General features: G+C 74.5%; 10 protein-coding genes. All 10 read left to right on the top strand.

All coding sequences use genetic code 11. The features are described 5' to 3' along the window. Positions 1–55: 55 nt before the first annotated feature. The 10 genes from ACF1AK_RS17230 to ACF1AK_RS17185 all read left to right on the top strand — a co-directional run bounded on the left by ACF1AK_RS17230 (position 56) and on the right by ACF1AK_RS17185 (position 12,351). Positions 56–1,594: an amino acid adenylation domain-containing protein gene (locus tag ACF1AK_RS17230; protein ID WP_391499589.1), complete on the top strand. Its 1,539-nt coding sequence runs from the start codon at positions 56–58 to the stop codon at positions 1,592–1,594. Between the two features lie 124 nt (positions 1,595–1,718). Next, entirely contained in the window at positions 1,719–1,961 is a 243-nt protein-coding gene (locus tag ACF1AK_RS17225) for an acyl carrier protein (protein WP_391499588.1), read from the top strand. A gap of 11 nt (positions 1,962–1,972) precedes the next feature. Next, positions 1,973–3,364: a flavin monoamine oxidase family protein gene (locus ACF1AK_RS17220; protein ID WP_391499587.1), complete on the top strand. Its 1,392-nt coding sequence runs from the start codon at positions 1,973–1,975 to the stop codon at positions 3,362–3,364. A 98-nt stretch (positions 3,365–3,462) separates the two neighbouring features. Continuing rightward, on the top strand, positions 3,463–5,199 hold the full coding sequence (locus ACF1AK_RS17215) for a class I adenylate-forming enzyme family protein (protein WP_391499586.1): 1,737 nt from the start codon (positions 3,463–3,465) through the stop codon (positions 5,197–5,199). A gap of 7 nt (positions 5,200–5,206) precedes the next feature. Then, positions 5,207–6,643: a KamA family radical SAM protein gene (locus ACF1AK_RS17210; RefSeq protein ID WP_391499585.1), complete on the top strand. Its 1,437-nt coding sequence runs from the start codon at positions 5,207–5,209 to the stop codon at positions 6,641–6,643. Beyond that, positions 6,640–7,671: a RimK family alpha-L-glutamate ligase gene (locus tag ACF1AK_RS17205; protein ID WP_391499584.1), complete on the top strand. Its 1,032-nt coding sequence runs from the start codon at positions 6,640–6,642 to the stop codon at positions 7,669–7,671. The genes ACF1AK_RS17210 and ACF1AK_RS17205 overlap by 4 nt, the downstream gene beginning before the upstream one ends. Continuing rightward, positions 7,668–8,918: a phenylacetate--CoA ligase family protein gene (locus ACF1AK_RS17200; protein ID WP_391499583.1), complete on the top strand. Its 1,251-nt coding sequence runs from the start codon at positions 7,668–7,670 to the stop codon at positions 8,916–8,918. Before ACF1AK_RS17205 ends, ACF1AK_RS17200 begins: the two co-directional genes overlap by 4 nt. Next, entirely contained in the window at positions 8,915–10,210 is a 1,296-nt protein-coding gene (locus ACF1AK_RS17195) for an MFS transporter (RefSeq protein ID WP_391499582.1), read from the top strand. The genes ACF1AK_RS17200 and ACF1AK_RS17195 overlap by 4 nt, the downstream gene beginning before the upstream one ends. After that, a complete protein-coding gene (locus ACF1AK_RS17190; protein WP_391499581.1) occupies positions 10,207–11,076 on the top strand; it encodes an SDR family NAD(P)-dependent oxidoreductase in 870 nt (289 codons plus the stop codon). Before ACF1AK_RS17195 ends, ACF1AK_RS17190 begins: the two co-directional genes overlap by 4 nt. 21 nt (positions 11,077–11,097) lie before the next feature. Then, on the top strand, positions 11,098–12,351 hold the full coding sequence (locus ACF1AK_RS17185; RefSeq protein ID WP_391499580.1) for a phenylacetate--CoA ligase family protein: 1,254 nt from the start codon (positions 11,098–11,100) through the stop codon (positions 12,349–12,351). Positions 12,352–12,374 lie beyond the last annotated feature (23 nt).

The raw sequence follows: 12,374 nt of genomic DNA, 5'->3' as shown, positions 1-12,374 counted from the left end.
GTCCCGGTCCGCCGAGCACCGAACACGTGCTCGCACGGCATTCTTTGGGGCGGGCATGACAAATAACCGCAACATCAACGGGGCCACTTCCGACCTGATTGACGCGTTCACGGAAACCGTGCGCCGATTTCCCGGACGACCGGCGATCGTCCACCACGGACAGCAGATCAGTTATCGCCACCTGCACCGAGCGGCCATGGATGTGGCCGACCGGCTCGGTACCGCTCCGGGTGTGGTGGCGGTGCCGGCGGTGCACACGCCGGACACCGTCGTCGGGCTGCTCGGCATCCTGGCGGCCGGCGGCGCGTACTGCCCGGTCGACCCGGCGTTCCCGCCGCAACGGCAGCGGGACATGCTCACGGCCGCCGGCTGCCGGACGGCCCTCGGCCTCGACCACCGGCCCGGCCCGCAGGGCGCCGGGTCACCGCGATTAGCCGCGGCACCCGAGGACGACGCGCAGCGTCCCGCCTATGTGCTCTTCACGTCGGGTTCGACCGGGCAGCCGAAACCCGTCGTCACCCCGCGGCGGGCGATCTCCGCCGCCGTCGACTCGCTGCGCACCCTGTTCGGCCTCACCGCCGAGGACCGGGTGCTGCAATTCGCCTCGCTGAACTGGGACACCTGCTTCGAGGAGATCCTCCCGGCCCTCACCGTCGGCGCCGCGCTCGTCCTGGACCGCGAGGCCCACTGCGGATCGTTCCCGCGCTTCCTGCGGATGATCGAGCGCGAGCGGATCACCGTGCTCGACCTGCCCACCGCCTTCTGGCACGAACTGGTCCTCCACCTCGCCGAGGAGGGCACCACGCTGCCCGGCTGCGTCCGGCTGACGGTGATCGGCGGCGAGGCCGCCAACCCGGCCCGGCTCGCCGACTGGGCCGCCCTCGACACCGGCCGGATCCGGCTGCTGAACACCTACGGCTCCACCGAGACCACCCTGATCACCCATGCCGTGGACCTGCACGGGCCGCTGGCCGCCGACCGGGAGCGGCCCTGGGCGGCCGGCGACCGGGTGCCGATCGGCCGGGCGCTGCCGCATGTGCGCGAACGGATCGACGACCACGGCGAGTTGCTGATCGGCGGGCCCGCCGTGGCGCTCGGCTACCTCGGTCTGCCGGAGGCCACCGGGGCCCGCTTCGGCGAGGACGACCAGGGCGTGCGCTGGTTCCGCACCGGCGACCGGGTGAGCCGCGCGCCGGACGGCGTGCTGACCCACCGGGGCCGGACGGACGGCGAGTTCAAGATCCGCGGGATCCGGGTCGACCCGGCCGAGGTGGAGGCGCACCTCGGCGCCCATCCCGGAGTGCAGGCCGTGGCGGTGACGGGGGTGACCGAGGCCGGCCGCGGCGTGCTGGTCGCGTACGTGGTCCCGCGCGCCGGGGCGGCGGCGGGGACCCTGGCCGCCGGGCTCCGCGCGTACCTGCGCGACCGGGTGCCCGGCCACCTCGTGCCCGGCCGGATCACCCTCGTGCCCGGGCTGGCGCTCACCGCGAGCGGCAAGGTCGACCGGGCCGCCACGCACCGCCGTCACTCCGCTCCGGCCACCGCGCCCGCCCCCGCTCCCGCTCCCGCCCAGGCCGCACCGGCCCACCCGTAGCCCCGATCCACCCGTAGCCCGCTCCCCCCGTGGCGCCCGCACGCCCGGGCCCGCGCGGACGAACGGCCCCCTCACCCGGCGCCGCCCCGGCGGCACCGCACTCCCGACGGCCCTAGGAGCCACGTTGAGCAGCACAGACACCACCCCCGCCGAGGCCGAGGGCGTGACGGCGATCTTCCGTCGCGTCCTGGAGACGGACGACGTCACGGCGGACTCGGACTTCTTCCTCCTGGGCGGCGACTCCCTCGTCGCCACCCGCGTGCTGAGCGCCCTCGCCCGGACGTACGGCGTGGAGCTGTCCTTCGAGGACTTCGTGCTCGCGCCCACCCCGGCAGGCCTCGTCGAGCTGATCGCGAACGCCGGATGAGAGGCCGCAGAGTGCGCTCCGCCGTCGTCGTCGGCGCCGGAGCGGCGGGGCTGACCGCCGCCGAGGGGCTGGCCGCCCGCGGGGTGGACGTCACCGTGCTGGAGGCGCGCGAGCGGGTCGGCGGACGGACCCACGGGATCGAGGTCGCGCCCGGTGCCTGGGTCGACGCGGGAGCCGCCTACCTCGGCGCCCGGCACACCGCGCTCCTGGACCTCATCAAGGAGCTGGACCTCCGCACCACTCCCACCACCATGCTCGGCGCGAGCCGTTTCGCCCTCGGGATCAACGAGGCCGGCGAGGACGGCACGGGCGACGGCGGCAGCGGCGAGACGTGCGAACACGCCACCCGGGACGGCCGGTTCCCGCCGCTCAACGCGGTGGCGCTCGGCGACCTCTTCGACCACCTCGCCGAACTGACCGCCGCCATCCGGCCGGAGGCGCCCTGGCTCACGCCGGACGCCGAGCGGCTGGACACCGTCACCGCCGCCGAGTGGGCGGAGCAGTACCTCACCCACCCGCACGCCCGGCTGTTCTTCCCGCTCTTCCTGGGCGAGATGATGGCCGCCGACCCGGCCGACGTCTCGGTCCTGCACATGGCCTTCTACCTGCGGTCGGGCGGCGGCCTGCGCTACCTCAACGCCTTCGAGGGCGGCGCCCAGCAGGACCGGATCGCGGGCGGCGCGCACCTGCTCTGCGAGCGGCTGGCGGCCAGGCTGACCGGACGCCACCGCGGCACCCTGCGGCTCGGCGAGGCGGTGCGGTCCGTCGAGCAGGACGCCGACGGGGTCACCGTGCGCACCGGGCGGGGCACGGCGTACCGGGCCGACGCCGCGGTGGTGGCGCTGCCGCCGCTGCTCGCCGACGCCCTCGACCTGGGGCCCGAGCCCCCGGCCCGCCGGGCGGGCGCGCACACCGGACGCGGCTGCGCGGTCAAGGTCAACCTCGTCTACCCGTCGCCGGTCTGGCGCGAGCACGGCCTGTCCGGCTGGTCGGTCAACGCGCAGGGCCCGCTGCTCTCCACGGTGGACGACTCCCCGGCCGGCTCGGCGGTCGGGGTCCTCACCGGCTTCGTCACCGGCGCCGAGGCGCACCGCTACGGCGCACTGGGGCCGCGTGAGCAGCGCGCGGCCGCGGTCGCGCAGGCCGCCCGGCTCTTCCCGATGCTCCCCGAACCGGTCGGCTTCCACCTCACCGACTGGGTCGGCGACCCCTACAGCAAGGGCTGTTACGCGGCGCTCTTCGGGCCCGGCGACTGGCTGCGGCTCGGCCCGGCGCTGACCGCGCCGCACGGCCGGGTGCACTGGGCCGGCACCGAGACCAGCACGGAGTTCTTCGGCCTGCTGGAGGGCGCGATCCGCTCCGGCCACCGGGTCGTCGCGGAGATCCTCGACGGCGCGGCCTGATCCGCCGCCCCGGCGGCAGCACCACCCGGCACCGTTCCCCCCTTCAGCCCGTGCTCCCGTTCCACAAGAACCGCGGGCCACCCCCCTCTGGAGACGCCATGAGCGACCCGAGTTCCTCCCCGAGCAGCACCGCGCCGACCCCGGTCGCGCCGCTCGCCGCCCGCGAGCGGCTGATGGCCGAGCCCGGCCTCGGGGCCGGCAACTTCCTCGACCACGCGATCGCCGTGAACCCCCACCGCGCGGTCCCGTTCGCCTACAGCCACCACACCGACCACCGCGGCGCCGTCGTGCTGCGCGGCCACAGCCTGCTCGACCTGGCCGCGCTGCGCGACCGCTACGCCGCCTGGTACCACGCCAACGGGGTGCGCCCCGGCGAGCCGGTGGCGGTGGTGATCGCGGAGGGCCTGGAGCCGCTGCTGCACTTCCTCGCGCTCACCGCGCTGGGCGCCGTCCCCGCGCTGGTCAACGACGCCATGCGGCACGACGTGATGGTCCGCTACCTCCACCACGTCGGCGTGGTCGGCGTGGTCGCCGACGACACCACCCGGCTCGCCGCCGCCTACCGCCAGGACCCGCAGCACCGGCCCCGCTTCCTCGCGCTCGCCGCGGAGGTCCAGGCCTTCGACGCGGAGGCCTCCGGCGCCCTGCCCGCCGGCTACCCGTACCGGCACGCGCCGGACGACGTGGTCGCGCTGATCCACTCCTCCGGGACCACCGGCACGCCGAAGTCCACCATGCTGGGGCACCGCCAGTTCTGGGACGGCAAGCAGCCGCGCATGGTGCGCTTCCCGGCCGAGCCGTACGACCGGCTGATGTCCCTGATGCCGCACACCCACGCGGGCGGTCTGAGCTACTTCCTCACCGCCACCCTGCTCGGCCTGCCGACCGTGGTGATGGCCGACTGGCGCCGGCCGGTGGTCGAGCCGGTGATGGAGGCCTTCCAGCCGACCATGGTCGCCTCCTTCCCGCGCACCTTCGTCGAACTCGCCACCGGGGAGGCGCCGGTGAAGGCCGCCGCCAGGGTGCACTCCTGGTTCAACACCGGCGACAGCGCGCACTACGGGCACATCCGCCGTCTGGTGCGCCTCGGCGAGCGCCCGGCCGGGCTGATCCGGCCCTGGCTGCTGCCGCAGGAACGCGCCGAGCAACCCGCGCTGCCCGGTTCGCAGTTCGTCGACGGCCTGGGCTCCTCCGAGATGGGCATGGCGCTGTTCGGCCAGGTCACCACGCCGGAGTCGGACCGCGACGACCGCTGCGTCGGCAAGCCGCTGGAGGTGGTGCGCCGGGCCGCGGTGCTGGACCAGGACGGCCACGAGGTGCCGGACGGCACGGTCGGGCTGCTGGCGATCGACTCGCCGTCGCGTACCCCGGGCTACTGGAACAACGAGCGGCTGACCAGCAGCTTCGAACTGGCGGGGTACTGGCTGACGGGGGACGTCGCCCGGCGCGACGCCGAGGGCCGGTTCTACCACCTGGACCGCACCGTGGACGTCATCGACACCGCCGCGGGCCCGGTCTACAGCCTGCCGATCGAGGAGGTGCTGCTGGCCGACTGCGGCGACCTGGTCCGCGACTGCTCGGTGGTCGGCGTGCCCGGAGCCGACGGGGAGGGCCAACGTCCCATCGCCGTCGTCCAGTTGCAGCAGGAGGCGGCGCACGCCACGGAGGCCGACGTGCAGGAGGCCGCCAACAAGGCACTCGCCGGGGCGGGCCTCGCCGCGCTCGCCGCCGTCCGGATCGCCCGTACGGCGGAGGAGTTCCCGCTCGGGCCCACCGGCAAGGTCCTCAAGCGCGAGCTGCGCACCCGCTTCGCCACCCTCTTCACCGGCCAGTAGCCCCCGGATGGCCGACCACCGCGCGACCACCGCGCACCCCGCGCCGTCGCAGCCCTACCAGTACGTCCGCACCCCCCTGGTGGAACCGGACTGGCGCCGGCTGCCCGGCTGGCGCGACGTGACCGAGGCCCAGTGGCGCGACGCCCAGTGGCAGCGCGCCCACTGCGTCAAGAACACCCGCCAACTGCGCTCCGTCGCGGGCGATCTGCTCTCCGCCGAGGCATACGCCCAACTCGACGCCGATCAGGCGGAGTTCGCGACGATGCCGCTGCTGGTGCCGCCGCAGCTGCTCAACACCGTGGCCTCGCACGCGCCGGTCACCCCCGCGGCGTACACGGCCGCCTTCCTGGCCGACCCGCTGCGCCGCTACCTGCTGCCGATGCACGCCGACCGGCTCCCGCACTGGCCCAGCCATCCCAAGGCCGAGCGCGACTCGCTGCACGAGGCCGAGATGTGGGTGACCGAGGGCCTCACCCACCGCTACCCCACCAAGGTGCTGGCCGAACTGGTCGCCACCTGCCCGCAGTACTGCGGCCACTGCACCCGGATGGACCTGGTCGGCACCTCCACCCCGCAGGTCGCCAAGACCCGGCTCACCCTGCGTCCGGAACACCGCCAGGAGCAGATGCTCGACTACCTCAAGCGCACCCCGGCCGTGCGCGACGTGGTGGTCTCCGGCGGCGACCTCGCCAATGTGCCCTGGCCGCAGCTGGAGACCTTCCTGCGCCGGCTGCTGGAACTGGAGTCGGTGCGCGACATCCGGCTCGCCAGCAAGGCGGTGGTGGGCCTGCCGCAGCACTGGCTGCAGCCCCGGGTGCTGGAGGGGGTGCACCGGGTGGCCGCGCTCGCCGCGAGCCGGGCCGTCAACCTCGCCGTGCACACCCACGCCAACCACGTCCGCTCGGTGACCCCGCTGGTCGCCGAGGCGGCCCGGGCACTGCTCGACGCGGGCGTGCGGGACGTGCGCAACCAGGGCGTGCTGATGCGGCGGATCAACGACACCCCCGAGGACCTGCTGGACCTCTGCTTCGCCCTCCAGGGCGAGGCCAACATCCTGCCGTACTACTTCTACCTCTGCGACATGATCCCCAACGCCGAGCACTGGCGCACCAGCCTCCACCAGGCGCAGCGCCTCCAGGAGGCGATCATGGGCTACCTGCCCGGCTACGCCACCCCGCGCCTGGTCTGCGACGTGCCGCGGCTCGGCAAGCGCTGGGTGCACCAGGTGGTGGCGTACGACCGCGAGCGCGGCATCTCGTACTGGTCGAAGAACTACCGCACCGGCCCGGAGGTCCGCGGGTCCGGCGCCGGACCGGCCGGACGCGACGCGCTGGACCGCCTCCACCCCTACTACGACCCGGTGGACACCCTCCCCGAAGCCGGCCGCCGCTGGTGGGCGGAGCGGGCCGGACACCCCGCACCCCAGGAAGGAGCAGCACGGTGAACCCCGCCACGCCAGACGACCCCGGCCCGCTGCGCCGGATGTGCTGGATCTTCCCCGACCGCGAGTCCACCCGGACCACCGCGACCTGGCGCCACTACTTCTGGGACCTCTACGCCGAGGTCGCCGGGGAGTTGGGCCTCACCTGGTGCCGGCACGCGCCGGACGCGGTCACCGTGGACGCCACCGACCCCGCGCACCCGCGGGTGTACGTCGACGAGGAGCCGGTCACCCCGCAGGACACCCTGTTCATCACCGCGCTCTACTCGCTGCCGTACCAGTCGATGGACGTGTTCAACCAGTACGCGCTGTACGCGGTGCTGGAGCAGGCCGGCTTCTACCTGCCGTTCCCGCCGCACGTCTCGCTGATCGGCAACGACAAGCTGGCCACCGTGCTCCACCTGGCCGGCTCGCCGGTGCCGCCGATCCCCTCGATCCGGATCGGCACCGGCCGCGACGTCGCCAAGCACCACTACGAGGTGGCGCTCGACGCCCTGACCTACCCGGCGATCGTCAAGCCGGCCGGCTGGTGCGGCGGCGGCGGGATCAACCTGGCGCGCGGCCCTGAGGACGTCCGGGGCCTGGCCAGCCTCGCCCAGGGCGGCGACACCACGCTCGTCGCCCAGCCCTACCTCGGCGACGGCACGGTGGACTACCGCGTCTACGTGATCGACGGCAAGCCGTACGCGGCGCTGCGCAGGGTGCCCGAGCCCGGCTCGCCGGTGGCCAACGCCAGCCGCGGCGGCTCGATGGACTTCCCGCCGGTGCCGCCCGAACTGGCCGAGGCCACGGCGTACTTCGCCGAGAAGCTGGCGATCCCGTTCTTCTGCGTGGACTTCCTGTACGACGGCGAACGGTACTGGTTCTCCGAGCTGGAGCCGGACGGCGTGATCGCCCCGGACTTCGACGACCCGGGGCGCACGCTGCAACGGGACATCACCCGGGCCCGGTTCAGCGCCTACCGCAACGCCCACGCCACGTGGCTCGCGAACCGCCCCCTGACCACCACCCCCCGATCGGACCTCCGATGACCGACGCCTTCTCCCTGCCGCCCGACGCGGCCGGGCCGCGACTGCACGTCCCCGCCAGGACGCTGGAGCTGCTGCGGACGGTGCCCGCGCTCGCCCCGCGCTACGCCGCCCACCCGGGCGCCGTGCGCACCCTCGACGACCTGGCCGCCCTGCCGCCGCTGCTCAAGGACGACCTCAACACCGCCCTCGCCCACCTGGAGCCGCGCTCGGACACCGCCGCCACCTGGCTGTTCCAGAGCGGCGGCTCCACCGGCGCCCCCAAGGTCGGCTACGCGCCCACCGGCTTCTACATGGCCGGAGTGCACGCCCACTGGCGGGCGCTGGACCGCGACGACGTGTTCGCCAACGCCTGGGGCGCCGGGAGGATGTGGGGCGCGCACTTCCTGGCCGCCGCGCTCGCCGACCGGGCGGGCTGCCGGGTGATCGCCCTGGGCTCGATCACCCGGGAGGAGTACCCGGACTGGCTGGCCTTCCTCGCCGACCGCGGGGTCACCGCGATCGGCGGCACCCCGAGCGTGCTGCGGCTGTGGTTCGCGCACGCCCGCGCCGCCGGGATCAGGCTGCCGACGCTGCGCAAGGTGCTCTGGCTCGGCGAGGCCTGGCAGCCGCAGCTGGAGGAGGACCTCGCGGCGGTCGCGCCGCAGGCCCGCCGCTGGGGCATGTTCGGCTCCACCGAGACCTGGGTGGTCGGCACCAACACGCCCGACTGCCCCGCCGACACCTTCCACCCGCTGCCCGAGCAGCTGGTGCACGCCGGCCCGGACGGGCTGCTGGACTTCACCACCCTCGACCCGGAGATGCTCAACCCGGTGCTGCGCTACCGCACGGGCGACGCGGGCGAGCTGACCGGCTGCCCGTGCGGCCGGGCGGGCCGCTCGTTCCGGGTGCTGGGGCGGCGCGACAACGTCGTCCAGGTGCGCGGCCTGGGCCTGCACGTGGACGAGCTGGTCGCCCGCGCGGAGCAGCAGCCCGGCGTCTCCCGGGCCCAGGTGGTGATCACCGAGGACGGCGGACGGGCCGCCGGCGTGGACGTCCTGCTGCTGGCCGGACCGGGCGCCGCGGTGGACGCGGCGGCGCTGCGCGCCGAACTGCTGTCCGGCACCTTCACCCTGAGCACCGCCTTCCAGCACGACCCGGAGCACGTCACGGTCCGGGTCACGGACGCGCTGGTCAGCAACGAGCGCACCGGCAAGACCGCCGCCTTCGTGGTCCGCGAGGCCGGGGCGGCCGCCGGGGAGGCCTCGTGAGGCTGCGGCGCCCCGAGGACCTGGGGCGCGGCTTCAACCTGTTCTGGGCCGGCCAGACGGTCAGCGTGGTCGGCGACCGGATCACCGTCTTCGTCGTCCCCACCCTGATGATCTTCGTGCTGCACGCCTCCGCCCTCCAGGTCGGCGTGGTGGCGATGGCCCAGTACCTCGGCATCCCGCTGCTCGGCCCGGTCGCGGGTGTGCTGGTCGACCGCTGGGACAAGCGCCGCACGATGCTCGTCTGCGACCTGCTGCGGCTGGCCGCCGTCCTGGTGATCCCGCTCGCGTACTGGCTGGACCTGCTCTCCACCGCGCTGCTGTTCGGCTGCGTGGCGGTGATCAGCGGCGCGACCATCTTCTTCAACGTCGGCTACCTGATCGCCGTCCCCGCCGTGGTGCCGGAGGACCGGATGGTGCGCGCCTACTCCCGGCTGGAGGGCAGCAACTCGGTCTCCGAGGTGGCCGGGCCGTCGATCGCCGCCGGCCTGTACAGCGCGCTCGGGGTGGGCGCGCTGCTGGTGGACGCGGCCAGCTACCTGGTGTCCGCCGCCTGCTTCCGCTCCATGCCGCGGTGGGGCGAGCGCACGGTCGTCGAGGGCACCGTGTGGGAGCGGCTGACCGCGGGCTTCCGGATGAACTGGGCCGACCCGGTGCTGCGCCGGGTGGTGCTGGCGGCCGTCACGCTCAACTCCGGCGGGCCGGTCTTCGTCACGGTGCTGCCGGTGCTCGCCTACCGCGGGCTCGGCGTGTCGGTCGGCGTGCTCGGCGCGGCCATGTCGGTCGGCGCGGTGGGCGCGCTGATCGGCGCCGTGGTCGCCCCGCGGATCAGCGGGCGGCTCGGCCTGGGCCGGACGCTGGCCTGGTCGCTGCTGCTGCACTGCCTGGTAGGGCTGGGCGTGCTGGCCGCGCCCGCGCTGCCCTCCGGCCCGGTGATCGCGGTGACCATGGGCTGCTACGGCTTCTTCATGTCCTGCATCAACGTGTGCAGCGCGCCCACCCGCCAGTCGCGGATGTCCGCCGAGCACCAGGGCGTGATGCACGCGGCGTTCCGCACCGTCACCTGGGGCGTGATCCCGCTCGCCGCGCTGGCCGGCGGCCTGGCCGTGTCCGCGCTCACCGAGCCGCTGGGCATCCGGGACGCGGCGCGCTGGGTGATGGCCGGCGGCACCCTGCTGGCCGCCTGCTCCTTCCTGCCGGCGCTCGGCATCCAGCCCCGGCTGGACGCCGCCGCCCGCGCGCAGAAGCAGCAACCCGTCGATGCGGCGGCGGAGTTGTCGGAGAGCGCGTCATGACGGCGCACGACGTCCTGCTGATCACCGGCTGTTCCTCCGGCATCGGCCTGGCCACCGCCGTGGCCGCCGCCCGCGCCGGGTTCACCACCGTCGCCACCCTGCGCGACCCGGCCCGCGCCGACGCCCTGCGCACGGCCGCCGAGCAGGCCGGCGTCACCCTGGACGTCCGGCGGCTGGACGTCACCGACGCCGCGTCCGTCACCGCCTGCGTCGCGGGCGTGGCCGAGGCGTACGGGCGGCTGGACGCGGTGGTCAACAACGCCGGCGTCTCCAACTTCGATCCCACCCTGGAGATGTCCACCGACGCCGCGCTGCGGGCGAACCTGGAGGTGAACTTCTTCGGTGTGATCGCCGTCAGCCGGGCCGCGCTGCCGCTGCTGCGGGCCGCCGGCGGACGGCTGCTGACCGTCGGCAGCGTGCACGGCGTGGTCGGCCAGCCGTTCAACGAGGCCTACTGCGCCGCCAAGTTCGCGGTCGAGGGCTTCATGGAGAGCCTGGCCCCGGTGGCCGCCGCGCACGGCGTACGGGTCTCCGTCGTGGTGCCCGGTTTCGTGCCCGACACCGCGTTCGGGGTCTTCCCCGACATCGACCGCCGCACCATCGAGGCCGCTTCCGGCCCGTACGCGCCGGTCTTCGCCGACTACCTGGCCTGGGTCGGCGGCCAGGGCTGGGAGGCCGCCGGCCAGCCGGCCCGTGAGGTGGCCGAGGTGGTGGTGCGCACGCTGCGCGCCGAGCGGCCCGCCTTCCGCGTCCCCACCAACGCCTGGGCCGCCGGCTACCTGGAGCAGAAGCTCGCCGACCCGGACGGCTCGGCCGTCCAGACCCTCGCCCGCACCTGGATCGGCCGCTCCGGCCGACCCGGCTGACCGACCGTCAGGAGCCACTCCGTGCCCGCCAAGCCCCTCCCCGAGCTGGTCGACTTCGCCCGCCGCAACTCCCCCTTCTACGCCGAGCTCTACCGGGACCTGCCACCGCGCATCGACCACCTCACCCAGCTGCCGCTGATCGAGCAGAGCGCCTTCTGGGCGGCCAACTCCTGGCCGGACAACCGCCTGCTCACCGGCCCGCTGACGGACGCCGGCGTCTACAAGACCGGCGGCACCACCGGCGTGCCCAAGTTCTCCCCCTGGACCCGCACCGAGCACGCCGACTCGGTGACCGCCTTCGGCGCCGGCCTGGTCCAGGCCGGCCTCAAGCCGGGCCACCGGGTCGCCAACCTGTTCTGGGCCGGCCAGTTGTACGGCGGCTTCCTCTACATCGAGAACGCCCTGCACCACGCGCCGGTCGACAACGTCCGGCTGCCCGTCGGCGCCGCGCCCGAGGCGTACATCGCCGACCTGATCGACGACTTCGGCGTGGACGTGCTGGCCGGCGAGCCGATGAAGCTCAGCTCCGTCGCCGAGCACCTGGTCACGGAGGGCAGGACCGCCGAGCGGATCGACCTGCTGCTGTTCGGCGGGGACCTGCTCTTCGCCGATCTGCGCCCGATCCTCGCCCGGGCCTTCCCCAACGCCGCCGTCGCCTCGATCGGCTACGCCTCGGTGGACGCCGGCCTCGTCGGCGCGCCGGTGCCCGGCGACGACGTCCGGGTGCACGAGGCGTTCCCCCACCGGACCGTGGTGGAGCTGGTCGACGACACCACCGGCGAGCCGATCACCGAGCCCGGGGTGCCCGGGCGGGTCGTGGTCACCAACCTGTTCCGCACCTTGATGCCGATCCTGCGCTACCCGACCGGCGACCGCGCCGAATGGGTCGACGTGGAGCGCGGGCGGTTCCGCCTGATCGGCCGCTCCGCCGAGGGCGCCCGGGTCGGCACGGTGGCGATGCCGACCGAGGAGATCCGCGCCGTGCTGCTCGCCCACGACCCGGAGCAGATCATCTCCGGCCTGCAGATGGTGCAGCGGCGCTGGGACGGCAAGGACGGGCTCACCCTGCGCCTCGGCTGCACCGAGCAGCCGCCGGCCGGCCTCACCGAGCGGCTGATCGAGGCGGTGTACAAGGCGCGTCCGCTCTACCCGGACGACGTGGCGGCCGGGGTGATCCACGACCTGGTGATCGAGTGGGTGCCGCGCTCGGAGCTGGTCACCAACCCGCGCACCGGCAAGCTCCAGCAGGTCATCGACGAGCGCCCGCCGGCCTGACCGGGCCGGGGCCTCCCGGGCGG

Origin of the sequence: Kitasatospora sp. NPDC015120, assembly GCF_043080305.1 — a bacterium.
GTDB lineage: Bacteria > Actinomycetota > Actinomycetes > Streptomycetales > Streptomycetaceae > Kitasatospora.
This window is presented reverse-complemented; position numbering and strand designations above follow the sequence as displayed.